Here is a 23,798-nt window from a genome sequence, read left to right as displayed (position 1 = left end):
TTATTTAAGACACTTGGTAAAACTTTGACCTAGTTCTTGTAAGAACGCGATGTATCCGCCCTGCTCGTAAGCAACATTTGTAGCCATTGGATCTAATGTACCAATACTGACATCCGTGCCATTTACTACACTACTCACTACCGCTGGAGAAAACTGCGGCTCACTAAATACACAGTAAGCTTGCTTCTCTTGCAGTGCACGACGGATTGAAATAAGAGTTTTTGCTCCAGGTCGACGATCTGGCTTGACAGTAAAGTGTCCCAAATTGTTTAACTTGAAATACTTTTCAAAATAACCGTAACCATCATGGAAAACAAAGTAACCATGCTGCGCGACTGGCTGAAGCTGTTTTTTTAACTCATCGGTAGCAATATTTACCGATTTTTCAAACTGAGCAAGATTAACTTTATATTCATTTTTATGCAACGGATCAAAAGCAATCAATGTATCAGTAATCACTGCTGCAGCTTGTAATGATTGCGTTGGCCCCATCCAAAAATGAGGATCTACCCCTTCATGGCTATGATCATGCCCCGAATGGTCACCTTCGGCATCGTGATCATAATATAAGAAGTCAATGGTTGATTGTTTTGTCAGAGCAATGTTAGTAACGTCATTTGATAGCATTCGCGCCATAAAGGTTTCTAGCTCAGGCCCAACCCAAATCACTAAATCAGCATCATGGATTTTTTTCACATCTGACGGTTTCAATGCATAATCATGCGGTGAAGCGCCTGCAGGTAATAACACTTCAGGTGTCGTTACACCTTGGGTTAACTCCTGTACAATCAGCTGAAGCGGTTTAACGCTAGTTACGACGTTAAACTCTTTTGCCATCAAATGACTAGAAAAGAAAAAAGTGCAAATTAGACCGAATGAGATAAAGCGACTCATATTGGTTTCCATTATAATTGTGATCACTAACAAAAAAATCAGTGTTATATTATAACATCCAAGCTTTCTAACGTCCTTATTAATCTCTTTTTTTATGACCATATTAGTTGAATTACAGTCAGTCACCGTTACCTTCGCGGAACGGCACGTGCTCGATCAAGTGTCACTCAAACTTGAACGAGGCCAAATCACAACCTTAATTGGACCAAATGGCGCAGGAAAGTCCACCTTAGTAAAGGTTATTACGGGATTACGTAAACCTTCAGCGGGTAAAGTTATCCGTAAAAAAGGGCTACGAATTGGATACGTTCCACAAAAGCTACAATTAAATGCTTCATTACCGCTGAGTGTGGATCGCTTCATGCGCCTCGCTGGCCGTTACTCTGAAGCTGAACGCTTGGAAGCATTACACCTCGTAGGCGGAAGTCATTTACACCACAGTGACATGCACGGCTTATCGGGTGGCGAGAATCAACGTGTGTTACTCGCGCGCGCACTCTTACAAAAGCCAGATGTCTTGGTACTCGATGAGCCCGTACAAGGCGTTGATGTAAATGGGCAGTTGGAGCTTTATAGTTTAATCCAATCTCTTAGGGATAAACTTGATTGTGCCATTTTGATGGTATCGCATGATTTGCACCTAGTGATGGCAAAAACCGATCATGTCATTTGTTTACATCACCACATTTGTTGCTCTGGTGCGCCCGATGCAATTACTAATCACCCTTCTTATGTGGCGTTGTTTGGTAAACAACAGAGCGAGCAACTCGCGCTGTATCACCACCAGCACAATCATGACCATGATTTAGCAGGTAGCCCTGTTGGCCCTTGTCAACATAAGCATGATCATTCAACACCTTGTTCGGACAATAAAAATGCTTGAGTTTCTTTTACCTGCCCTTGCTGCTGGCATAGGCATCGCTATGATTGCAGGCCCTTTGGGCTCGTTTGTTGTCTGGCGAAAAATGGCCTACTTTGGCGATACCCTTTCTCATGCATCTTTACTCGGCATCGCGCTAGGCTTTTTGTTTAATATCAACCTCAACCTAGCCCTGATAATTTGCTGCTTAGTGCTAGCGGTCATCTTAGTCACGCTACAAAAGCAAAAATATGTCGCAACCGACACCTTACTTGGCATTTTAGCGCACAGTTCATTGTCGCTAGGTTTAGTGGCAATCAGTTTCCTCGATCATGTTCGTATCGATCTTATGTCGTATCTGTTTGGTGATTTACTTGCGGTGACAACATCGGATTTATTGTGGATTTATGGCGGTGCTGCGGTTGTCTTGGTCTTACTCGTGACTTTATGGCAACCGTTGCTGTCGATGACCATCAGCGAAGAGTTGGCACAGGTAGAAGGCATTAATGTTGATTTAATGCGCTTAGTCCTCATGCTTATGGTGGGTATGGTGATTGCGGTCGCGATGAAGTTTGTCGGCGCTCTAATTATTACCTCACTGCTTATTATTCCAGCAGCAACAGCACGTCGATTTGCCAAAAGTCCTGAATCGATGGCAATGATCGCATCGCTACTGGGCTCAATTGCCGTTGTTATTGGTTTGGCTATGTCGTGGCACTACGACACCCCAGCAGGCCCCTCTGTCGTTGTAGCGGCAGCCGCCTTGTTTATGCTGAGTCAATTTAAGCGTGGTGAAGCGTCTTAATTATTCACGACTAAATCACTAGGCCAGTAAGTATTTTGCTGGCCTAATTAAATAAACTACGGTGTTTTCGATCGCAAGTTTGTTGTACTTGCACTGCTGCAGAACGCTTTTTCACATCAGGCAAATAATCAAGTAAGCACTGAAAGTAATCTTGATCTTTTGAGCTAAGCATAAAATTATCAATATATAAACGGTGACAGGCATTCGTCATGATACTTGCCGCAGCACTATCTTCCGCTTGAGAGGCTGACGACAAAATACAATCTTGGTAAGCCTCTTTATCTTGTTTCGCAACGGCGGTGCTCGCGACCAAACATAATGCAACGCTCAGCCCTTTATTTATTCTCACTATCTAATTCCTCCCCCCTCTAATACAAGACACAATCATACATTGTTTTATATTATCGCGTAGGGTTATTTCCATAAAAAAACCCGCTAACCAGTAGCGGGTTTTTGTTAAATATTAAAAGCTTACCAACCAGTGACTTCACGTAGTGCTGAGCCAATTTCAGCTAGACTTTTCACTGTCTTAACGCCAGCAGCTTCAAGCGCTGCAAACTTATCGTCAGCCGTACCTTTACCACCAGAAATAATCGCGCCAGCATGGCCCATACGCTTCCCTGGAGGTGCAGTCACACCGGCGATGTAAGACACAACAGGTTTAGTGACGTTAGCTTTAATGTAAGCCGCCGCTTCTTCTTCTGCTGTTCCACCGATTTCACCGATCATGACAATCGCTTCGGTCGCAGGATCTTTTTCAAACATCTCTAGAATATCGATAAAGTTTGCCCCCGGAATCGGGTCGCCACCAATACCAACACATGTTGATTGACCAAAACCTTCATCTGTCGTTTGCTTAACAGCTTCGTACGTCAACGTACCAGAGCGAGAAACAATACCCACTTTGCCCGCTTTGTGGATATGACCAGGCATAATGCCAATTTTGCACTCGTCAGGTGTAATGACACCTGGGCAGTTAGGGCCAATCATGCGCACCCCTGCTTCATCAAGGCGTACTTTTACATCAAGCATGTCCAGCGTTGGAATGCCTTCTGTAATGGTTACAATCAGCTTGATGCCTGCATCAATCGCTTCAAGAATCGCATCTTTACAGAAAGGTGCTGGTACATAAATCACAGAAGCGCTAGCCCCTGTTGCTTCAACAGCGTCACGCACGGTATTAAAAACAGGAAGACCTAGGTGCTCGGTGCCGCCTTTACCCGGCGAAACACCACCAACCATTTGTGTACCGTAAGCAATAGCTTGCTCTGAGTGGAACGTACCTTGTCCACCCGTGAAACCCTGACAAATTACTTTAGTCTCTTTATTAATTAGAACTGACATTATTTACCCTCCGCCGCAGCAACTACTTTTTCAGCTGCTTCAGTCAACGAAGTCGCAGCAATAATGTTTAGGCCACTTTCAGCCAATTTAGATGCGCCTAGCTCAGCATTGTTACCTTCAAGGCGAACAACCACTGGCACTTCAACACCTACTTCTTCAACAGCGCCAATGATACCTTCGGCGATTAAATCACAACGAACGATACCACCAAAAATGTTAACCAATACGGCTTTAACATTGCTATCAGAAAGGATAATTTTGAATGCTTCGGTTACGCGCTCTTTGGTTGCACCACCACCAACATCAAGGAAGTTAGCTGGTTGGCCGCCATGTAGGTTAACGATATCCATCGTCCCCATCGCAAGGCCAGCACCATTTACCATGCAACCAATACTACCATCTAGCGCAACGTAGTTTAGCTCCCACTTCGCCGCATGTGCTTCACGCTCATCTTCTTGCGATGGATCGTGCATTTCTCGCAATTTAGGCTGACGGTACATCGCGTTTGAGTCGATGTTAATTTTACCATCTAGGCACACTAGGTTGTTGTCGCCCGTGATAACAAGCGGGTTAATTTCAAGTAGCGCAAGATCGTACTCAGAGAACATGTTACCAAGTCCCATAAAGATCTTGGTAAATTGCTTAATTTGATCGCCTTTTAGGCCAAGTTTGAATGCTAACTCACGGCCTTGGTAAGCCTGAGGGCCAACCAGTGGGTCAATCGCTGCTTTATGGATAAGCTCAGGCGTTTCTTCCGCCACTTTTTCAATTTCCACGCCACCTTCAGTCGATGCCATGAAAACAATACGACGCGTACCGCGGTCAACAACTGCACCTAAATACAGTTCATTTGCAATATTAGATGCTTCTTCAACCAGAATTTTTGTCACTGGTTGCCCATTAGCATCCGTTTGGAAAGTCACTAAGTTTTTACCTAGCCACTTTTGTGCGAATTCTTTAATACCTTCTTTTGTGTCATGCAGCTCTACACCGCCCGCTTTACCACGGCCACCAGCGTGAACCTGACATTTTACTACCCATTTGTCGCCGCCGATTTTACCCGCCGCTTCCGCAGCTTCTTGTGGTGTATCACAAGCATAGCCTTCTGGAACTGGCAGACCATATTCAGCGAACAGCTGTTTTGCCTGATATTCGTGCAGATTCATGATGTTCTATCCGTTTTTATATCCCTTAAGGGATTTGTTATATCCATCTGATGTCACGCTTACTAATGCTTGAGCAATTCGCGCTTCACCACTCATACCTGAATTCAAAACTAGGCCGAACGTGAGCATGTTCGGCCCGCACTATTTATCCGACAGGTATTACACGTCTAGCAGTAAACGTGTTGGGTCTTCTAATAGGTCTTTAATTGTTACCAAGTAACCCACTGATTCACGACCATCAACCAAACGGTGGTCATAAGACAGTGCAAGGTACATCATAGGTAATATTTCAACGTTGCCATCCACAGCCATTGGGCGGTCTTGGATTTTGTGCATACCAAGAATTGCTGATTGTGGTGGGTTAATAATTGGCGTCGACATCAGCGAGCCAAATACGCCACCATTGGTGATCGTGAAGTTACCGCCAGTTAGATCATCAACCGTTAGCTTACCGTCACGACCTTTTAGTGCTAATTCACGAATACCTTTTTCGATTTCAGCCAGGCTTAGCTTGTCGCAATCACGAAGTACAGGCGTTACCAAACCACGCGGAGTCGATACCGCAATACTGACGTCAAAGTAGTTATGGTAAACAATGTCTTCACCATCGAGTGATGCATTCACTTCTGGGTAACGTTTCAGCGCTTCTACTACAGCTTTTACGTAGAAAGACATGAAGCCAAGACGGATGCCATGACGCTCTTCAAAAATATCTTTGTATTGCTTACGAAGATCCATGATTGGCTTCATGTTGACTTCGTTGAACGTTGTTAGCATTGCCGTGCTATTTTTCGCTTCAAGTAGACGCTCAGCAACACGCTTACGCAAACGTGTCATTGGTACACGCTTCTCGCTGCGATGCGCTAGAGGCGCTTCCACTTTCGCTTCAACAGCAGGCGCTACGGGTGCAGCTTTGCTTTGTTTAACGTATGCTTCAACGTCTTCACGGGTAATACGACCGCCAACACCTGTACCTTTCACCTCAGAAGCTTTGATACTGTGCTCGCCAAGTAAACGACGCACAGTCGGGCTCAGTGCTTCATTGCTTTCATCAGAAAGAGAAGCCGTATTGCGTTTATTCGGTGATGATTCCGCTTCTGCTGGCACATCTTGAGTAGGCTCACCAGCCACAGCGCCTGCTTTTAGCTTACCAATCAATTGTTTGGTTAATACGGTTGTACCTTCACCTTCAAAGATTGCCTCTAAAATACCATCTTCAGGTGCTGGCACTTCTAGTACGACTTTATCGGTTTCGATATCAACTAACACTTCGTCACGCGCTACCGCGTCACCAGGTTGTTTATGCCATGTTGCCACTGTCGCATCCGCAACAGATTCAGGTAAATCGGGAACCAAAATTTCGATTGTCATATCGGTTTTTTCCTTTTTGTTCCAGTGCCTAATCGAGGTCACTAGGGCTCAATTAAGCAATAGTCAGTGCGTCTTCAATTAACGCTTTTTGTTGTTTCAAGTGAACCGACATGTAACCTACAGCCGGTGAAGCAGATGCTTGGCGTCCTGCATAATTGAGGTCAGCGCCTTTAGGCAGTGCTGAACGGAAGTTATGCTGACTTGAATACCATGCCCCTTGGTTTTGTGGCTCTTCCTGACACCATACAAAATCCGTCACATGTTGGTAATCAGCCAAGGCCGCTTCAACATCTTCTTTAGGGAATGGATAAAGCTGCTCAATGCGCACAATCGCCACATCAGTTTGTTCATTCTTACGACGCTGATCGAGCAGGTCGAAGTAAACTTTACCTGAACAGAACACCACACGTTTCACTTGCTTCGGATCTAAATCATCAATTTCAGCGATAGCAGGTTGGAATGTACCATTCGCCAGATCATCCATGGTTGAAATACAAAGAGGATGACGTAGCAAAGATTTCGGTGACATTACAATCAGTGGGCGACGCATCGGACGTAGCACCTGACGACGCAGCATGTGGTAAACCTGTGCAGGCGTAGATGGAACGATTACCTGCATGTTTTGTTCAGCACAAAGCTGCAGATAACGCTCTAAACGTGCCGATGAGTGCTCAGGGCCTTGACCTTCATAGCCATGAGGTAGCAGCATAGTTAAACCACACATGCGGCCCCACTTTTGCTCACCCGAACTAATGAACTGATCGATAACCACTTGCGCACCATTGGCGAAATCACCAAACTGAGCTTCCCAAACCGTTAAGCCGCTTGGTTCAGCCGTTGCGTAGCCATATTCAAATGCCAGTACCGCTTCTTCAGATAAAACGGAGTCAAACACTTGGAAAGTGCCTTGCTTATCATGAATATTTGATAACGGAATATAAGTGCTCGCGTCTTCTTGGTTATGCAAGACAGCATGGCGATGGAAGAATGTACCACGACCTGAATCCTGACCTGTAATACGAATACGGCTACCTTCATCGACCAAAGTAGCGTAAGCCAAGGTTTCTGCCATGCCCCAATCAACGGCTTTCTCACCAGCCACCATGGCAATACGGTCGTTATAAAGCTTTTGAACACGGCTTTGTAGTTTATGGCTTTCAGGGAACTGACAAACACGGTTACCTAACTCAGTTAAGCGATCCATCTCTGTTTTGTTCGGCCATTCAACCGTCCAGTCATGGCCTAAGTAAGGTTCCCAGTCGACTGAATGCAGTTTCATCGGACGCCATTCTTTCACCACACATTCACCGCGGTCTAGCGCATCACGGTATTCATTAATCAGTGCAGTGGCCGTTTCTAGTTCAATGGTCGAAACGTCTGTAAGTGCATCCGCATAAATTTTACGCGGTGTTGGGTGTTTCTTGATTTTTTGGTACATCAGCGGCTGTGTCGCATTAGGCTCATCCGCTTCGTTATGGCCGTGACGGCGATAACAGACTAAATCAATCACCACATCACGCTTGAATTCGTTACGATAATCAAACGCTAAACGTGTAACAAATGCGACAGCTTCAGGATCGTCCGCATTTACGTGGAAAATCGGTGCCTGCACCATTTTTGCAATATCGGTACAGTACTGCGTTGAGCGCGTATCGTTGGGATTTGATGTGGTAAAACCGATTTGGTTATTCACCACAATACGAACAGTACCACCCACTCTAAAGCCACGAGACTGAGACATATTGAATGTTTCAGCCACAACACCTTGACCCGCAACCGCGGAGTCACCGTGAATAGTAATAGGTAAGACTTTAGAGCCATCTTGATCATCTAGTCGATCTTGACGAGCACGGACAGAGCCTACAACCACAGGGTTTACGATTTCTAGGTGAGATGGGTTAAATGCCAGTGCTAAATGCACATCGCCACCTGGTGTTGCGAAATCGGCGGAGAAGCCTTGGTGATATTTCACATCACCCGTACCCCATGATTCGCCGTGCTTACCGGCGAATTCATCGAATAAGTCTTGTGGTTTTTTACCTAGTACGTTTACCAACATGTTCAAGCGGCCACGGTGAGCCATGCCCACTACTACCTCACGAACACCCTGTGCACCCGCATGACGAATCAACTCTTTCATCATTGGGATCATTGCATCACCGCCTTCAAGCGAGAAACGTTTAGCACCTGGGAATTTCGCCCCAAGGTAACGCTCTAGCCCTTCAGCTGCAGTGAGTTCTTCTAGGAAAGTAATTTTCTCTTCTTGACTGAAAGTACCTTGACCAACAACGGACTCTAAACGTTGCTGAATCCAACGTTTTTCATCGGTGTTTGTCATGTGCATGTATTCAGCACCGATTGAACCACAGTAGGTTTTTTTCAGTGCGTCATAAATTTCAGACAATTTCATGGTTTCTTTGCCGATAGCAAATGAACCCACATTGAAGCTTTGATCGAAGTCTTCCGCTGTTAATGTATGGAAAGCTGGGTCTAAGTCTTCGACTTTTTCCCGTTGCCATATCCCAAGCGGATCAAGATTTGCGTGTTGATGTCCGCGGAAACGGTACGCATTGATAAGCTGTAGAACTTTAACCTGCTTGGCATCCACATCTGGATCACTGACGCTTGCGCTTAAAAAGGTTGTTTCTTTTGCTAAACGTCGGAAGTAATCACGCACACGCGAATGAGGTTGTTCAACAACGGTCTCTTCCGCTACAGGTAAGCCGTCAAATACGTCTCGCCATACGTCATCAACTAAGTCTGGGTCGCTAAGATACAACTCGTAGAGGTCTTCTACATAAGTCGCATTGGCGCCAGCCAGGTGTGAAGACTCAAGCCATGTCTTCATAACGCCATTCTGCATTGTTTTCCCTTAACCACTAGTTATCGCCAATTGCTCTGGTCTAAGCCGAGCTTATAAAAGCTGGCTTCCAATCTATTGGTCACCAGCATATCGATAATATGAATTTCTATACTGCGCGTTTAAGCAGCATTGTTTTGATATGTCCAATTGCCTTCGTCGGATTTAATCCCTTAGGACAAACATTTACACAGTTCATGATGCCATGGCAACGAAAAACACTAAAAGCGTCGTCAAGATCGGATAATCGCTCATCTGTTGCCGTGTCTCGACTATCAATTAGCCAACGATAGGCGGCAAGCAAGCCTGCAGGGCCTATGAACTTATCTGGGTTCCACCAAAATGATGGGCAAGATGTCGAGCAACACGCACACATGATGCAATCGTACAGGCCATCTAGGTGGGCACGATCTTCTGGTGATTGAAGGTTCTCTCGTGCAGGTGGCAATGTACCGTCGTCAATGAGAAATGGCTTCACTTTGGCATAGTTCGTGTAGAACTGTTCCATATCAATGATTAGATCGCGAATCACAGGAAGGCCAGGTAAGGGGCGTATCACAATCGTACTCTCGCCCGTTAGCGCCGAGAGTGGAGTAATACAAGCCAAACCGTTTTTGCCGTTCATGTTGATACCGTCTGAGCCACACACACCTTCACGGCATGAACGGCGGAACGATAGCGTAGAGTCTTGCTCTTTAAGCAGGATTAACGCATCCAATACCATCATGTCTGAACCTTCAGGCACTTCAAGGGTGTAGCCTTTCATGTGCGGCGCATTATCGACATCAGGGTTATAACGGTAAATTGAAAAATTCAGTTTCATCATTCATTCCTCCCCTAGTATGTACGAGCTTTCGGCGGAAAAGCCTCACGATGAATCGGAGCCATGTTTACATCACGCTTCGACATTTCTTCTGTCTCAGGGTTGTAAATTGAGTGGCATAACCAATTGGCATCATCACGCTCTGGGAAGTCGAAACGCGCATGGGCACCACGGCTTTCGGTACGGTAGTTTGCTGCAACTGCTGTTGCGTATGCTGTTTCCATCAGGTTATCAAGCTCAAGACACTCGATACGCTGGGTATTAAATTCAGAGGAAGTGTCATCTAGGCGAGCTTCTTTCAATCGCTCACGAATCACTTTCAGCTCACTCAAGCCTTTCGCCATCGCATCACCTTCACGGAATACCGAGAAGTTGTTCTGCATACAAGTTTGCAGGTCTTTGCGAATTTCTACTGGGTCTTCCCCTTTTTGGGTGGTATTCCAGCGATTAACACGGCTCAGTGACGCTTCAATATCAGAATCTGTTGCAGGGCGAGCTTCTGACTGTGCTGCCAAGGTTTCACCTAGGTGTAAACCTGTCGCACGACCAAAGACCACCAAATCAAGCAATGAATTACCGCCTAGGCGATTGGCACCGTGTACCGAGACAGAGGCAATCTCACCACAAGCAAACAAGCCTTGAACTTCTTCATCCTGACCAAAAGCAGTTTGCTTCAGTGCTTGACCTGACACTTGCGTTGGTACGCCGCCCATCATGTAGTGACAGGTTGGAATAACAGGAATAGGCTCTTTCACAGGATCAATATGCGCAAAGGTACGAGATAATTCACAAATGCCTGGTAGGCGAGATTCCAGAACATCTTTACCTAAATGATCCAGTTTAAGCTTAATGTGTGGACCCCATGGACCATCACAGCCACGGCCTTCTCGAATTTCAACCATCATCGAACGTGCAACCACATCACGGCCAGCAAGATCTTTTGCGTTCGGCGCGTAACGCTCCATAAAACGCTCACCGTCTTTATTAAGCAGGTAACCACCTTCACCACGACAACCTTCAGTCACCAGCACCCCAGCCCCTGCAATGCCAGTTGGGTGGAATTGCCACATCTCGATGTCTTGCATAGGAACACCAGCACGCAGTGCCATTCCCACGCCATCGCCCGTATTGATGTGTGCATTGGTTGTTGATGCGTAAATACGGCCAGCACCGCCTGTTGCAAGAATGGTGGCTTTTGATTTGAAGTAACAAATCTCACCCGTTTCCATGCAAAGGGCTGTACAGCCTAAAATCGCACCATCTTGGTTTTTCACTAAATCGAGTGCATACCACTCAGAAAAAATGGTTGTTTTATGTTTGATATTTTGTTGGTAAAGCGTATGAAGTAAGGCATGACCTGTGCGGTCAGCCGCGGCGGCGGTACGTGCCGCTTGCTCGCCACCAAACTCTTTAGATTGGCCACCAAAAGGACGTTGATAAATAGTACCGTTATCAAAACGAGAGAATGGAAGCCCCATTTTCTCTAATTCAATAACTGATTTCGGGCCATTCTGGCACATGTATTCTATGGCGTTTTGATCACCGATGTAGTCAGACCCTTTTACGGTATCGTACATATGCCACTGCCAGTTATCTGGGTGAGAATTACCAAGCGCAACGGTAATGCCACCTTGGGCAGATACGGTGTGGGAGCGGGTAGGAAAGACTTTAGATAACAAGGCACATTTTAAGCCTTGCTCAGAAATTTGAAGTGCGGCGCGCATACCTGCACCACCCGCACCAATAACAACAGCATCAAATTCTCGAACTGCAATGCTCACTTACGCACCCCACACAATTAAGAAACCTGAAAACAGGTAAACAAGAAGAACAGCAACTACCCCAAACTGAAGCCCAGCACGTAATGCAGCAGGCTTAATGTAATCGGTGAGCACTTGCCACAGGCCAATCCATGCATGAACTAAGATCGAAAGTAACGCTAGCAATGTAAAGACACGTGTACTTAACTGCCCAAAGAAGGCAGACCAAGTCTCAAACGTTAGTTCCGGACCAAATGCGAAGAATCCGACCATATAGAAGGTGTAAAGTGTAAGGATCAGTGCGGTTGCACGAATTAGAATAAAGTCGTGTATACCATTACGGCCAACAGTTGAAACATTGCCTACCATACTAAGCCTCCTGCAAATACAGAAAGTACCGCTGTAATTGCGAAGCTGACTTTCGCGCTTGCAATCCCCGTTTCCATTTCTTCGAAATATCCCATGTCCATCAGTAAATGGCGGATACCCACAACGATGTGATAAAACAGCGCTGTCAGAATTCCCCATAAAACAAATTTCACAAAGAAGCTATCGACAATGTCAGCTGCACTTGCAAAGCCTTCAGGGGAAGAGAGTGACATGTTGAGCAGCCACAATAGGATGGAAATAGAAACGAACGTAATCACGCCGGATACGCGGTGTACAATCGACGCAATCGCAGTCAAAGGAAAGCGAATCGTCTGTAGGTCGAGGTTGACAGGTCTTGGCTTTTTTACTTTCACGGTCATTGCCCACTCAGCTCCTTGGGAGCACATTATTTTTATGAATGAACTATCCAGTTCATTTTTCCACTTAGCCTCACAAACAGATGTAACATTCCAGCAACTTACGATTATTATTTTGCTCTAGGTTATATTTAAAGCATTTATAACTTTAAGTTACTAATAACAATAACAACTAGAATATTTGTTACCAGCATTGCTATGTAAGAGACATGCCGCGATTATAAGCTCCGTAACAATCAATTACAAACCTCTTAACATGACCTCTAACACGGTTTGGGGAATTTACACGCTTTTATCTAAAGTTATTAACAAGCGCACACATCAAGGCACAAAAATTGACAAGTAGAGCTTCGAGCGGTACAACAAATAAGCATCCGCCTTGGATTAGGATTATAAAAAACAAAGGAGATTGTTATGGCAGATAAGAACGCTACTCTTCATATTGAAGGGAAGGCTCCTATCGAATTGCCGATTATCGGGGGCACTCAGGGGCCAGAGGTAATTGATGTGCGTAAATTAGGCGCTAACGGTTACTTTACATTCGACCCTGGTTTTCTAGCCACTGCTTCGTGTGAATCACAAATCACTTATATTGATGGTGATAAAGGTATTCTTCTGCACCGCGGCTACCCTATTGATCAACTCGCCAACAATGCTGACTACCTTGAAGTTTGTTACGTCCTACTATATGGCGAAGTACCGACTCGCGAAGAGTATGAAAACTTCCGTACAACTGTGACTCGTCACACTATGGTACACGAACAAATTGCGAGCTTTTTCCACGGTTTCCGTCGTGATGCTCACCCAATGGCAGTTATGTGTGGTGTGGTTGGGGCACTGGCGGCGTTTTACCACGACTCGCTAGACATTAATAACGATGAGCACCGTGAAATCACGGCTTTCCGTCTATTATCTAAAATGCCAACGCTTGCATCGATGTGTTACAAGTACTCTATCGGTCAACCGTTTATCTTCCCTCGCAATGATCTTGATTATGCAGAAAACTTCTTGCACATGATGTTCGCAACACCTTGTGAAGAATACGAAGTGAGCCCAGTTGTTGCACGTGCCATGGATAAAATTTTCACACTGCACGCTGATCACGAACAAAATGCATCAACGTCAACCGTACGTCTAGCAGGTTCTTCTGGTGCGAACCCGTTTGCTTGTATTGCAGCAGGTATTGCATCGCTTTGGGGCCCTGCTCATGGTGGTGCGAATGAAGCTTGTCTGAAGATGCTCGAAGAAATTGGTAGTGTTGATCAAATCCCTGAATACATTGATCGCGCTAAAGATAAAGATGACCCATTCCGCCTAATGGGCTTTGGTCACCGTGTATACAAAAACTATGACCCACGTGCGACTGTAATGCGTGAAGCATGTCATGAAGTACTGGAAGAGCTTAACATTCAAGATCCACTACTTGATGTCGCAATGGAACTCGAACGAATTGCGCTTTCTGATCCGTACTTTATTGATAAGAAATTGTACCCGAACGTTGATTTCTACTCAGGTATCATCCTGAAAGCTATCGGTATTCCAATCTCTATGTTCACAGTAATTTTCGCGATGTCGCGTACTGTTGGCTGGATTGCACACTGGAGTGAAATGCACGCTGATCCAACTAACCGTATCGGTCGCCCTCGTCAGCTTTATACCGGTTACACTCAACGTGAATTCCAACCAATTCACGAGCGTGAATAGCCGTTTGAATAGCAAAGCATAGAAACTAAAAAGGGTTGCCAGTGGCAACCCTTTTCTTATCGGCGTTAAGTGAGATTAGGTGTAACCCAAAAAGTTAAACTGGATTATCAATATCAATGAAAGTCACATCAAATTGATGCTCTTGTGCCAGCCATTCACCCAATGCTTTTACACCATAGCGCTCAGTCGCATGATGACCCGCACCGAAATAATGGATGCCTAATTCACGAGCAATATGGGTTGTACGCTCAGATACCTCGCCAGAAATAAACGCATCGAGGCCTTTTTGTGCTGCTAATTCAATAAAGTCCTGTCCACCACCACTGCACCAACCGACAGTTTTAATTTCAGCTGGCGCGTTATCGCCAATATGCAGAGGCTCACGGTGTAGGGTCATTGCAATACGTGCCGCCAACTCTTCACCCGTTAGTGGGTCCTCAAGCTGCCCATGAATTGCTACGGATTTCGGATTATCCGCTTCCAAGCCACCCAGTACATCAAACCCTAACAGTTTAGCGAGTTGTGCATTATTACCGAGCTCTGAATGGACATCTAACGGCAAATGATAAGCATATAAATTAATACCGTTATCCATCAAAGCTTTGATACGGCGATATTTCATGCCTCGAATTTCGGCTGCCTCACCTTTCCAGAAGAAACCATGATGGACCACTAACGCATCGGCTTTTTCTTCAATCGCACGATCAATTAACGCCTGACAAGCCGTCACACCTGTCACAATTTTTTTCACTTCCGACTGACCTTCGACCTGTAAGCCGTTTGGGCAGTAATCTTTGATTAAGTGCGGGCTGAGTAGCTTATTTAATACAGCTTCTAATTGTAAATTATTCATTCAGTCTTCCATTTGACGACAGGTGAAGTTCTACCAATCTGAGTAAGTAACCGTTCTGGTGATTGCGTAGGAACAAGCACTGAAACAAGGCGTAGATAGGTATTAATACCTATAGTGTAGCCATTGTCATCATCCAGATCATCCGCTTACAATGGTAAAAAGCCATTTAGATAATGTATTGAATGAAAACACAACTTTGTTATGACGATAGTGAACAAATCGCAAATGATTTCAATGCGGTATTGACCCTTCCATCACTAACCAAACAGCAACAATTCCAGGTTGATGATGCATGGTTAGCTGCGTTCAGACACAATGCGCAGATCCCAAAAGTTAAGTCTTACCAAGGGAATCGACGTTTAGGGTTTTACTATCAATGGCTTTGGCTACAACTGATCGAGGCGCACCCAAACTATGTACTTATTGCAGAAGAAGTGCAGCTGAATTGGCAACATCAGACACTGGGGGCTATCGATTTTCTGGTGAAAGATACACAAACAAACACACTAGAACACTGGGAAGTCGCCGTTAAGTATTATCTGGCCTATCAAGAGCAGTGGCTGGGGCCAAATGCGAACGATAACCTCGATAAAAAAACAGCACGTATGGTCGAGCACCAGCTCCGTTTAACCGATCACCCAGCCTATCTGGGTGTATTCACTGAGCAATATGGTACAGTCGCGCAAAAGCGACTCATCATGCAAGGGCGCTTGTTTCATCATTATCAAGGGCAAGAATCGGGCTCTTCAATGCTCACTCACCCTGAAGTCACATCTGGGTTATGGTGCTTTAAACACCAAGCAAATACGCTGTTAGAACAAGGCAAGCAATTTAAACCCCTAAGTAAGCCCCAGTGGATATCACCACCCGCTTTTACCAACCTCGCCGACCAACTTGCGCTCGCAGAACTAACAACCCCGACACAAGTTGTCGACCAAACCAATACGGTGTGGTTCATCGTGCCCGATCATTGGCCGCTGCATAATAACGATATCAAGTTCTAAAACTAACGAACAAACGTCAAAAATAATACTAAGGCTCTCAAGAACAGTTCAATTTTACGGATATAAAAAAAGACGCCTCATGGGCGTCTTTTCAAATGAGTTAATACTTTACTACTCGGCTATAAACCTGCGTCAGCAAATACTTTACTCACAATCTCTTGTGCTTCCGTTTCAATCAAGCGAAGGTGCTCTTCGCCTTTGAAGCTTTCGCAGTAGATTTTGTAGATATCTTCAGTGCCTGATGGACGAGCAGCAAACCAACCGTTATCAGTCGTCACTTTTAAGCCACCAATTGCAGCGCCATTACCCGATGCATGGGTTAGACGAGCTGTAATTGGATCGCCAGCTAGCGTTTCAGCCGCTACCATTTCTGGTGACAATTTGCTTAAAACGGCTTTTTGCTCACCGTTGGCAACCGCTTGTAGACGGTTGTACTGCGACTCACCGTGCTTAGCAACTAAGCCTAAGTAATACTCATGTGGATTTTTACCTGTTACCGCTGTAATTTCAGCAGCAAGTAAACAAAGTAAAATGCCGTCTTTATCAGTAGACCACGGCGTACCATCTGTACGTAAGAAAGAGGCTCCGGCACTTTCTTCACCACCAAAGCCAAGCTTGCCTGAGTATAAACCATCAACAAACCACTTAAAGCCAACCGGTACTTCACACAGCTCACGGCCAAGATCAGCAACCACACGGTCGATCAACGCACTTGATACTAATGTTTTACCCACTGCAACTTCAGCGCGCCACTCTGGACGATGACGGTATAAGTAATCAATACATACTGCTAAGAAGTGGTTCGGGTTCATTAGGCCAGCAGGCGTAACAATACCGTGACGGTCGTAATCTGGGTCGTTACCAAACGCTAAGTCGTACTTGTCTTTGTGCGCCAGTAAGCCAGCCATTGCATACGGTGAAGAACAGTCCATACGCACTACGCCATCTTTATCCAATGACATAAAGCGGAACGATGGATCGATTGATTCGTTTACCAAAGTGAGGTCTAAACCATAATGCGCAGCAATCTGACGCCAGTATTCAATGCCAGAACCACCAAGAGGATCAACACCAATGGTTAGGTTTGCTTTTTGAATAGCTGCCATGTCGATAACATTCACAAGGTCATCAACATAAGGTGCCACTAAATCTTGTTCTACAACCAGATCACTTGCAAAAGCATCAACAATTGCCACACGTTTCACATCGACTAAACCATTCGCAATAATCGCATTAGCACGCGCTTCAATCGCTGTGGTTAGCTCTCCCTCAGCAGGGCCACCGTGTACTGGGTTGTACTTAATGCCGCCATCTTGCGGTGGGTTATGTGAAGGCGTGATAACAATACCATCAGCCTTTTCAGTGTTCGCTTTATTATGGCAAAGAATAGAATGCGAAATACCCGGCGTTGGGGTATAGCCTTTACCTTGTTGGATCACCACTTTTACGCCATTCGCCACTAGTACTTCCAGTGTTGACGTAAATGCAGGCTCTGACAATGCGTGAGTATCTTTACCTAAGAAAAGCGGACCTGTTACACCATTTTCAGCACGAACTTCAGCAACAGCTTGAGCAATTGCCCAAATGTGATGCTGGTTGAAAGTGCCTTTATCTGCAGTACCACGGTGACCTGAAGTCCCGAAAGCCACTGCTTGGTGCGGATTATTAGCATTAGGTTCAATTAGGAAGTAATTAGCCACTAACGCTGGAATGTTATGCATATCTTCTTGCTGGGCTTGCTGCCCAGCACGAGGATGAATCGCCATAAAGTTTTCTATCCTTGTAAAAAGAGAGGCTTATCGCCCTTAAATTTCACCGCAAACTTTTTCTGTAATATCGCCACCAAAGCCCATCTTGGCCATCAGTTGCTCTACCATTTGACGTTTACGGTCAGTATTCGTATTTGTAATTACCCAAAATGGGGTCTCTGGAATGGCTTTAGGTTTTGTAGTTTTACCACTCGCGAGTAACGTCTCTTCTTTATCTGCGAAATATACACGTGTACGACCCTTGATTGCCGCAGCTTCTGTGAACCCTTGAGAATCAATGCGATAAAGCGATGATAAGATCATCATAAAGCGACCAATTGCTTTTTCCTGTGCCGCGAACTCATCAGAGATCAGTAGCGATCGCATTTCTTTTACACGATCGATTTGCGGTGCATTACCAGCATCTTTACTTACAACGATACCGCGTGGGCGAACAGGCATAACCACTTCAGGTGCGGCTGCAACCTGTAGGTTTTCCTGAGGCATCATCAGTAAGCGACGCAGAATGTCAGAGGCGCTTTCACCAATATGCTGAGTTTGGCTGGCAATATAGCGGTAGAGCTCGTCGTCGACTTCAATCGTCTTCATCGTAGTGTTCATTATCGTTCCGTTTAAAAATTCACGATGCGATTATACCGTGATATACGGTTATACTCTACGGAAAACCATTAACAACAAGAGAAATTAGTCGGTGAATCTTCATTATCGCGTGGAAGGCGAAGGCGAAACGATCATTTTGATCCATGGCCTTTTTGGCAGTTTAGACAACCTGGGCTTACTCGCCCGAACACTAAAAGAGCATTATCAGGTGATCAGTGTTGATCTACGTAACCATGGACAATCACCGAAAAGTGACCACTTTACCTACCGTGAAATGGCACAAGATGTAGTTGCGGTTGCCGATCAGTTAGCACTCAAACAATTCGCTGTGATTGGTCATTCAATGGGTGGCAAAGTGGCAATGGCATTAAGCGAGATCGCTCAAGATCGCTTAACCCAACTGATCGTCATGGATATCGCCCCTGTCGCTTATCAAGAACACCGCCATGAAAATGTGTTTAAAGGCCTATTGGAAGTGGCTAAACACACGGTTAATAAACGCAGCGAAGCTGAAACATATTTGGCACAGCATGTGGTTGAACCCGGTGTGCGTCAGTTCCTACTAAAATCTTTTGCCAAAGGCGATAACGGGTACGCATGGCGATTCAATGTTGATGCGCTCATTGCCAACTATGCAACGATTATGGGTTGGCAGCCTATTCAACCGTATTCGGGTAAAACGCTGTTTATTAAAGGTCAGAACTCCGAATATATTCAAACTGCGCACCGTGATGAAATCGCGAAGCAATTTCCCAATGCCAAGGCCCATATGGTCGCCAATACGGGTCATTGGCTTCATGCTGAAAAACCCGACGTCGTTAGCCGAATTATTCTAAACTTCTTGAAGTCGTAGCGCGCATTCTTACCAATGCCTCTCGCATGAGTTCTCTTGATAGTATTACTATCAATATTACTGATTACCGTTTGCAGGCGTTAACAGTGAGCACAGGGTTATGATATAGTCTCGCCCTAGCTCAAACGTTGTAAGGAGACAGTGTGTTATACGAGCATATGGATCTGCTTGAATCCATCGGATTGGACTTGTTGTTTGCATCAATATTCTTCTTTATCGGTATGGCGATCAAAGATGTGCTTCAACAGGGTAATGTGCCACCGTTTGGACGTAAAATCGTTTGGCTAGTTTTATTTCTGGGCTGCGCAGGCTTTATAACTAAAGGTCTCATCCAACTCAGTTGGGAAGGCGCAGGCATCGGATGATGTTTTGTTTCTTAGCGTAACATTAAACGCTGAGCAGCGTGTTCACTGAATATATGGTAATCACCGAGATAGTACGACACAAAAGCTGTCGCACTAGTTAATCAAAATGATTACCATTGAAATTATTTCAGGCGTTTCCTGAATTAGTTACTGAAAACCGTTAATATTTTTTCGGTCACAATCTTATATACGGGTAATCTCTACTATGGCGAGCGTTGGACTCTTCTTTGGTAGCGACACAGGTAATACCGAAGCTGTCGCGAAAATGATTCAAAAGCAACTAAGCAAAAACTTAGTTGAAGTTAAAGACATTGCTAAAAGCAGCAAAGAAGACATCGATAATTTTGATCTTCTTCTGCTTGGTATCCCTACTTGGTACTACGGTGAAGCTCAGTGTGATTGGGATGATTTCTTCCCTGAGCTGGAAAGTATCGACTTTTCAACCAAGCTTGTCGCTATCTTCGGTTGTGGTGACCAAGAAGATTACGCAGAGTACTTCTGTGATGCGATGGGTAATGTGCGTGATATCGTTGAAAGTCGTGGCGCAACGATTGTTGGTCACTTCTCAACAGAAGGCTTCGAGTTTGAAGCATCTAAAGCACTTGTTGATGACAACCACTTTGTTGGTCTATGTATTGATGAAGACCGTCAACCTGAGCTAACAGAAGAACGTGTTCAGAAGTGGGTTGCACAAATTTACGACGAAATGTGCTTAGCTGAACTTGCTGACTAATCACTAACCAAAGTGAACGGATAGCCATAAAAACGCGCTTTAGGCGCGTTTTTTTATTGCCCAAATATCACGAAACTTACTACTGATGCACTTCGTCAGAACTGATGTCACCCGCAGAACCAGCCCCATCTTCTCTAAACTGTGGTTTCTTGCGTACGTAAAGTACGCGCTTCACTTTCGCCACAATATCGCCATCAGCATTCATTACATTAACAACAAACTCAGGAAAACACTTATCCCCTGCTGCCGTTTGTTGCTTGATCCAGCGAATACAATCATCTGAAATAACAAATTTTGCATTCAGATCAGAGCTACCAGGCTTTAAGAAGTTAATATCGGCTTGTTTATCCCAAACATAATATTCATGCCCCAGAATTCCTATCAACATCAATGCATAGATAGGATCTGTCAGTGAAAAAATACTCCCACCGTACTGAGTTCGGTTAGCATTTTTATTCCACCAACGTAGCTTTAAATTGACGTCCACAGCACGAAAATCATCACTAATGTAGGTAATCTTAATGCCAGCCCCCCAAAAAGGTGGCCAAAGATTTAATGCTCGTCGAACAATATTAGGCTTATAGTATTTGTACACAGGCCGATTCCTTTCAACTGGTACGATGTGGCGCAGATACAAATACTAACAATTTAATAACAACAAAAAAAGCGAATTTATTTACAGTAAGAATAACCCTAAACCAACCAAGCATTCACACATACGCATATGACGATTTAAAAAACAGGCGAATTATTTAAGGCTGACTAGATTCATCTGCTTTTAAGGTTTATTGTTACCTTATCGTCACTTATAATAAATAAATACGAGAAAGACTACCGCAGACCAACTTTGCGGCTAGCCAATAGGAAACCCAGATGTCAGATAATAACCATGCACTAAAACAAGCAGGTTTGAAGGTTACGCTTCCACGTCTAAAGATTTTAGAAGTGTTACAACAACCAGATTGCCAGCACATTAGTGCTGAAGATTTGTATAAAAAACTAATCGATATTGGTGAAGAGATTGGCCTTGCGACTGTTTACCGCGTCTTAAACCAATTTGATGATGCTGGCATTGTTACTCGCCATCACTTTGAAGGTGGGAAATCTGTTTTTGAGTTAGCGACTCAGCACCACCACGATCACTTAGTTTGCCTAGATTGTGGCAAAGTGATTGAGTTTTCTGATGAAGTAATCGAAGAACGTCAGAAGCAAATAGCTTCAAGCTTCAATGTAAGATTAACTAACCATAGCCTGTACCTATACGGTCACTGCATGGAAGGTAACTGCATCGAAGACGAAAGCCTTCACGACCAAAAATAATTTACTGCAGACACTAAAATTATAAGATTAAGAGCTCAACACTTAACTCTCTGCAATAAATAAAAAAAACCAGCCCGAAGGCTGGTTTTTTGTTTTGGTATTATAACCAGTGATTAATCACCAATTTTAGCCCAAGTATCACGTAGACCAACAGTACGGTTAAAGACCAACTTCTGTGCAGAAGAATCTTTAATATCGGCACAGAAGTAACCAGTACGTTCAAACTGGAATGCTTTCTCTGCTTCTGCCGTTTGTAGCGCAGGCTCAACAAAGCCATTCACTACAGCAAGTGATTCAGGGTTAATTACCGCAACGAAGTCATCCGCAGCACCTGGGTTTGGAACTGTGAATAAACGATCGTACAAACGGAATTCAGCGGGTAGGCCTGCTTCTGCAGATACCCAGTGAATAACACCCTTCACTTTGCGGCCATCAGCTGGGTTTACACCTAGCGTATCCGCATCATAAGTACAGAAGATAGTTGTGATATTGCCTTCCGCATCTTTCTCGATACGCTCAGCTTTAATCACATACGCGCCACGTAAGCGTACTTCCTTGCCTAATACTAGACGTTTGTACTTCTTGTTCGCTTCTTCACGGAAGTCATCACGCTCGATGTAAACTTCACGGCTAAATGGCACCTGACGCTCACCCATATCTGGGTTATTCGGGTGATTAGCAACCGTTAGTACTTCAGTGTCACCAAAGTTTTCGATAACCACTTTGATTGGATCAAGAACAGCCATCGCACGTGGTGCGTTGGTGTTTAGATCGTCACGAATACAAGACTCAAGTGAGCTCATCTCGATGGTGTTATCTTGCTTAGTCACACCAATACGCTTACAGAATTCACGGATAGATGCAGACGTAAAGCCACGACGACGTAAACCAGAAATAGTTGGCATACGTGGGTCATCCCAACCTGATACTAATTTCTCAGTAACCAGCTGGTTTAGCTTACGCTTAGACATAACCGTGTATTCAAGGTTTAGACGGCTGAACTCGTACTGACGAGGTTGGCAATCAATCGTAATGTTATCCAACACCCAATCGTACAGACGACGGTTATCTTGGAATTCCAACGTACAAATTGAGTGCGTAATGCCTTCTAACGCATCCGAAATACAGTGTGTGAAATCGTACATTGGGTAAATGCACCATTTGTCACCGGTTTGATGGTGAGTCGCAAAACGCACACGGTAAATAACCGGATCGCGCATAACCATAAATGGCGATGCCATGTCGATTTTCGCACGAAGGCACATTTTGCCTTCTTCAATCTCACCGTTCTTCATTTGCTCAAACAGTGCGATGTTTTCTTCCACGCTACGATCACGGTACGGGCTATGCTTACCAGGTTCGGTTAGCGTGCCACGGTATTCGCGCATCTGCTCTGGACTTAGCTCATCAACATACGCTAAGCCTTTATTAATTAGTTCAACTGCAAACCCGTGTAGCTTGTCGAAGTAGTTTGATGAATAACAAATCTCACCACTCCACTCGAAGCCTAACCAGTTAACATCGTTCTTAATAGACTCAACGTACTCGATGTCTTCTTTCTCAGGGTTAGTATCATCAAAACGAAGATTACATTGTCCCTGGTAGTCCTGAGCGATACCGAAGTTCAAACAAATAGATTTAGCATGGCCGATATGCAGGTAACCGTTCGGCTCCGGCGGGAATCGGGTATGGACGTTTGAATGTTTGCCACTGGCTAAATCCGCATCAATAATTTGGCGGATAAAGTTTGATGGACGAGCTTCAGATTCACTCATCAATTAGACCTCGTGTGCTTACAGGATTTTTTGAGCCTTCTATGATCCATAAATATGGCTCGCGACTCAACAAATAGTATGCATTGTTTGTTGATATGGATAAAAAAACCCCGCAAAAGCGGGGCTAATACAATACATGATTTTATCACAGTGCCAACTTAGCACCAATAAACAACATTCCACTCAGGAGTCCA

The 23,798-nt window shown here is 44.7% G+C and carries 23 protein-coding genes; 8 read left to right on the top strand and 15 right to left on the bottom strand.

Annotated features, from left to right (window positions below; translation table 11 throughout):
- Nucleotides 1-894, bottom strand: a complete 894-nt coding sequence (znuA, locus tag L4C35_RS04515; protein ID WP_428461747.1) for a zinc ABC transporter substrate-binding protein ZnuA — start codon at nucleotides 892-894, stop codon at nucleotides 1-3.
- A 94-nt stretch (nucleotides 895-988) separates the two neighbouring features.
- Here znuA and znuC point away from each other — a divergent pair, with 94 nt between their 5' ends.
- Nucleotides 989-1,777 carry a zinc ABC transporter ATP-binding protein ZnuC gene (gene znuC / locus L4C35_RS04510; protein ID WP_428461746.1) on the top strand — a complete coding sequence of 263 codons (789 nt, stop codon included), beginning with the start codon at nucleotides 989-991 and terminating at the stop codon, nucleotides 1,775-1,777.
- Nucleotides 1,770-2,558: a zinc ABC transporter permease subunit ZnuB gene (znuB, locus tag L4C35_RS04505; protein ID WP_428461745.1), complete on the top strand. Its 789-nt coding sequence runs from the start codon at nucleotides 1,770-1,772 to the stop codon at nucleotides 2,556-2,558. Before znuC ends, znuB begins: the two co-directional genes overlap by 8 nt.
- Nucleotides 2,559-2,601: 43 nt before the next feature.
- On the opposite strand, the gene L4C35_RS04500 is transcribed toward znuB, so the two are convergent.
- The 9 genes from L4C35_RS04500 to sdhC all read right to left on the bottom strand — a co-directional run bounded on the left by L4C35_RS04500 (nucleotide 2,602) and on the right by sdhC (nucleotide 12,631).
- Nucleotides 2,602-2,907, bottom strand: a complete 306-nt coding sequence (locus L4C35_RS04500; RefSeq protein WP_048898709.1) for a VF_A0006 family four-cysteine protein — start codon at nucleotides 2,905-2,907, stop codon at nucleotides 2,602-2,604.
- Nucleotides 2,908-3,029: 122 nt separating this feature from the next.
- Nucleotides 3,030-3,902 (bottom strand): succinate--CoA ligase subunit alpha, encoded by an 873-nt coding sequence (gene sucD, locus L4C35_RS04495; RefSeq protein WP_428461744.1) that lies wholly within the window; start codon nucleotides 3,900-3,902, stop codon nucleotides 3,030-3,032.
- A complete protein-coding gene (sucC, locus tag L4C35_RS04490) occupies nucleotides 3,902-5,068 on the bottom strand; it encodes an ADP-forming succinate--CoA ligase subunit beta (RefSeq protein ID WP_428461743.1) in 1,167 nt (388 codons plus the stop codon). The genes sucD and sucC overlap by 1 nt, the downstream gene beginning before the upstream one ends.
- Nucleotides 5,069-5,227: 159 nt before the next feature.
- On the bottom strand, nucleotides 5,228-6,439 hold the full coding sequence (odhB, locus tag L4C35_RS04485; protein ID WP_428461742.1) for a 2-oxoglutarate dehydrogenase complex dihydrolipoyllysine-residue succinyltransferase: 1,212 nt from the start codon (nucleotides 6,437-6,439) through the stop codon (nucleotides 5,228-5,230).
- A gap of 52 nt (nucleotides 6,440-6,491) precedes the next feature.
- The gene (gene sucA, locus L4C35_RS04480) at nucleotides 6,492-9,302 is read right to left on the bottom strand and encodes a 2-oxoglutarate dehydrogenase E1 component (RefSeq protein ID WP_428461741.1); all 2,811 of its coding nucleotides are present in this window, start codon (nucleotides 9,300-9,302) and stop codon (nucleotides 6,492-6,494) included.
- Between the two features lie 106 nt (nucleotides 9,303-9,408).
- Nucleotides 9,409-10,122 carry a succinate dehydrogenase iron-sulfur subunit gene (locus L4C35_RS04475; RefSeq protein ID WP_428461954.1) on the bottom strand — a complete coding sequence of 238 codons (714 nt, stop codon included), beginning with the start codon at nucleotides 10,120-10,122 and terminating at the stop codon, nucleotides 9,409-9,411.
- 14 nt (nucleotides 10,123-10,136) lie between these two features.
- Entirely contained in the window at nucleotides 10,137-11,903 is a 1,767-nt protein-coding gene (gene sdhA / locus L4C35_RS04470; protein ID WP_428461740.1) for a succinate dehydrogenase flavoprotein subunit, read from the bottom strand.
- Nucleotides 11,904-12,251, bottom strand: a complete 348-nt coding sequence (sdhD, locus tag L4C35_RS04465) for a succinate dehydrogenase, hydrophobic membrane anchor protein (RefSeq protein ID WP_371704535.1) — start codon at nucleotides 12,249-12,251, stop codon at nucleotides 11,904-11,906. It lies immediately after the preceding gene.
- Entirely contained in the window at nucleotides 12,245-12,631 is a 387-nt protein-coding gene (gene sdhC / locus L4C35_RS04460) for a succinate dehydrogenase cytochrome b556 subunit (protein ID WP_048898704.1), read from the bottom strand. The genes sdhD and sdhC overlap by 7 nt, the downstream gene beginning before the upstream one ends.
- A 411-nt stretch (nucleotides 12,632-13,042) precedes the next feature.
- Between sdhC and L4C35_RS04455 the strand changes: the two genes are divergently transcribed.
- A complete protein-coding gene (locus L4C35_RS04455) occupies nucleotides 13,043-14,332 on the top strand; it encodes a citrate synthase (protein WP_428461739.1) in 1,290 nt (429 codons plus the stop codon).
- A gap of 94 nt (nucleotides 14,333-14,426) precedes the next feature.
- Here L4C35_RS04455 and L4C35_RS04450 read toward each other — a convergent pair whose 3' ends face one another.
- Nucleotides 14,427-15,185 (bottom strand): Nif3-like dinuclear metal center hexameric protein, encoded by a 759-nt coding sequence (locus L4C35_RS04450; RefSeq protein WP_428461738.1) that lies wholly within the window; start codon nucleotides 15,183-15,185, stop codon nucleotides 14,427-14,429.
- Between the two features lie 182 nt (nucleotides 15,186-15,367).
- Here L4C35_RS04450 and L4C35_RS04445 point away from each other — a divergent pair, with 182 nt between their 5' ends.
- Nucleotides 15,368-16,189, top strand: a complete 822-nt coding sequence (locus L4C35_RS04445; protein ID WP_428461737.1) for a DUF1853 family protein — start codon at nucleotides 15,368-15,370, stop codon at nucleotides 16,187-16,189.
- A gap of 119 nt (nucleotides 16,190-16,308) precedes the next feature.
- Here L4C35_RS04445 and pgm read toward each other — a convergent pair whose 3' ends face one another.
- Both pgm and seqA read right to left on the bottom strand, forming a co-directional pair.
- Nucleotides 16,309-17,955, bottom strand: coding sequence for a phosphoglucomutase (alpha-D-glucose-1,6-bisphosphate-dependent) (gene pgm / locus L4C35_RS04440; protein ID WP_428461736.1), 1,647 nt, complete (start codon nucleotides 17,953-17,955; stop codon nucleotides 16,309-16,311).
- A gap of 39 nt (nucleotides 17,956-17,994) precedes the next feature.
- Entirely contained in the window at nucleotides 17,995-18,546 is a 552-nt protein-coding gene (seqA, locus tag L4C35_RS04435) for a replication initiation negative regulator SeqA (RefSeq protein WP_428461953.1), read from the bottom strand.
- A gap of 103 nt (nucleotides 18,547-18,649) precedes the next feature.
- On the opposite strand from seqA, the gene L4C35_RS04430 reads away from it, so the two are divergent.
- From L4C35_RS04430 to fldA, 3 genes are all read left to right on the top strand, one after another.
- Nucleotides 18,650-19,411, top strand: a complete 762-nt coding sequence (locus L4C35_RS04430) for an alpha/beta fold hydrolase (RefSeq protein ID WP_428461735.1) — start codon at nucleotides 18,650-18,652, stop codon at nucleotides 19,409-19,411.
- Nucleotides 19,412-19,554: 143 nt separating this feature from the next.
- Nucleotides 19,555-19,776: a DUF2788 domain-containing protein gene (locus L4C35_RS04425; RefSeq protein ID WP_048898698.1), complete on the top strand. Its 222-nt coding sequence runs from the start codon at nucleotides 19,555-19,557 to the stop codon at nucleotides 19,774-19,776.
- Between the two features lie 205 nt (nucleotides 19,777-19,981).
- Nucleotides 19,982-20,509 (top strand): flavodoxin FldA, encoded by a 528-nt coding sequence (gene fldA, locus L4C35_RS04420; protein ID WP_428461734.1) that lies wholly within the window; start codon nucleotides 19,982-19,984, stop codon nucleotides 20,507-20,509.
- A gap of 79 nt (nucleotides 20,510-20,588) precedes the next feature.
- On the opposite strand, the gene L4C35_RS04415 is transcribed toward fldA, so the two are convergent.
- Entirely contained in the window at nucleotides 20,589-21,104 is a 516-nt protein-coding gene (locus tag L4C35_RS04415) for a DUF4442 domain-containing protein (protein WP_428461733.1), read from the bottom strand.
- Nucleotides 21,105-21,382: 278 nt separating this feature from the next.
- Between L4C35_RS04415 and fur the strand changes: the two genes are divergently transcribed.
- Entirely contained in the window at nucleotides 21,383-21,829 is a 447-nt protein-coding gene (fur, locus tag L4C35_RS04410; RefSeq protein WP_428461732.1) for a ferric iron uptake transcriptional regulator, read from the top strand.
- Between the two features lie 113 nt (nucleotides 21,830-21,942).
- Here the strand turns inward: fur and glnS are convergent, their stop codons facing one another.
- Nucleotides 21,943-23,604: a glutamine--tRNA ligase gene (gene glnS / locus L4C35_RS04405; RefSeq protein WP_428461731.1), complete on the bottom strand. Its 1,662-nt coding sequence runs from the start codon at nucleotides 23,602-23,604 to the stop codon at nucleotides 21,943-21,945.
- Nucleotides 23,605-23,798 lie beyond the last annotated feature (194 nt).

This window comes from Photobacterium kagoshimensis (genome assembly GCF_050337045.1).
In the GTDB taxonomy this organism is placed as follows: domain Bacteria; phylum Pseudomonadota; class Gammaproteobacteria; order Enterobacterales; family Vibrionaceae; genus Photobacterium; species Photobacterium kagoshimensis.
This window is presented reverse-complemented; position numbering and strand designations above follow the sequence as displayed.

Excerpts from the sequence above, each read along its gene's own strand:
- znuA (WP_428461747.1), bottom strand. The coding sequence starts at position 894 with ATGAGTCGCTTTATCTCATTCGGTCTAATTTGCACTTTTTTCTTTTCT.
- znuC (WP_428461746.1), top strand. The coding sequence starts at position 989 with ATGACCATATTAGTTGAATTACAGTCAGTCACCGTTACCTTCGCGGAA.
- znuB (WP_428461745.1), top strand. The coding sequence starts at position 1,770 with ATGCTTGAGTTTCTTTTACCTGCCCTTGCTGCTGGCATAGGCATCGCT.
- sucD (WP_428461744.1), bottom strand. The coding sequence starts at position 3,902 with ATGTCAGTTCTAATTAATAAAGAGACTAAAGTAATTTGTCAGGGTTTC.
- sucC (WP_428461743.1), bottom strand. The coding sequence starts at position 5,068 with ATGAATCTGCACGAATATCAGGCAAAACAGCTGTTCGCTGAATATGGT.
- odhB (WP_428461742.1), bottom strand. The coding sequence starts at position 6,439 with ATGACAATCGAAATTTTGGTTCCCGATTTACCTGAATCTGTTGCGGAT.
- sucA (WP_428461741.1), bottom strand. The coding sequence starts at position 9,302 with ATGCAGAATGGCGTTATGAAGACATGGCTTGAGTCTTCACACCTGGCT.
- L4C35_RS04475 (WP_428461954.1), bottom strand. The coding sequence starts at position 10,122 with ATGAAACTGAATTTTTCAATTTACCGTTATAACCCTGATGTCGATAAT.
- sdhD (WP_371704535.1), bottom strand. The coding sequence starts at position 12,251 with ATGGTAGGCAATGTTTCAACTGTTGGCCGTAATGGTATACACGACTTT.
- sdhC (WP_048898704.1), bottom strand. The coding sequence starts at position 12,631 with ATGACCGTGAAAGTAAAAAAGCCAAGACCTGTCAACCTCGACCTACAG.
- L4C35_RS04455 (WP_428461739.1), top strand. The coding sequence starts at position 13,043 with ATGGCAGATAAGAACGCTACTCTTCATATTGAAGGGAAGGCTCCTATC.
- L4C35_RS04450 (WP_428461738.1), bottom strand. The coding sequence starts at position 15,185 with ATGAATAATTTACAATTAGAAGCTGTATTAAATAAGCTACTCAGCCCG.
- L4C35_RS04445 (WP_428461737.1), top strand. The coding sequence starts at position 15,368 with ATGAAAACACAACTTTGTTATGACGATAGTGAACAAATCGCAAATGAT.
- pgm (WP_428461736.1), bottom strand. The coding sequence starts at position 17,955 with ATGGCGATTCATCCTCGTGCTGGGCAGCAAGCCCAGCAAGAAGATATG.
- seqA (WP_428461953.1), bottom strand. The coding sequence starts at position 18,546 with ATGAAGACGATTGAAGTCGACGACGAGCTCTACCGCTATATTGCCAGC.
- fldA (WP_428461734.1), top strand. The coding sequence starts at position 19,982 with ATGGCGAGCGTTGGACTCTTCTTTGGTAGCGACACAGGTAATACCGAA.
- fur (WP_428461732.1), top strand. The coding sequence starts at position 21,383 with ATGTCAGATAATAACCATGCACTAAAACAAGCAGGTTTGAAGGTTACG.
- glnS (WP_428461731.1), bottom strand. The coding sequence starts at position 23,604 with ATGAGTGAATCTGAAGCTCGTCCATCAAACTTTATCCGCCAAATTATT.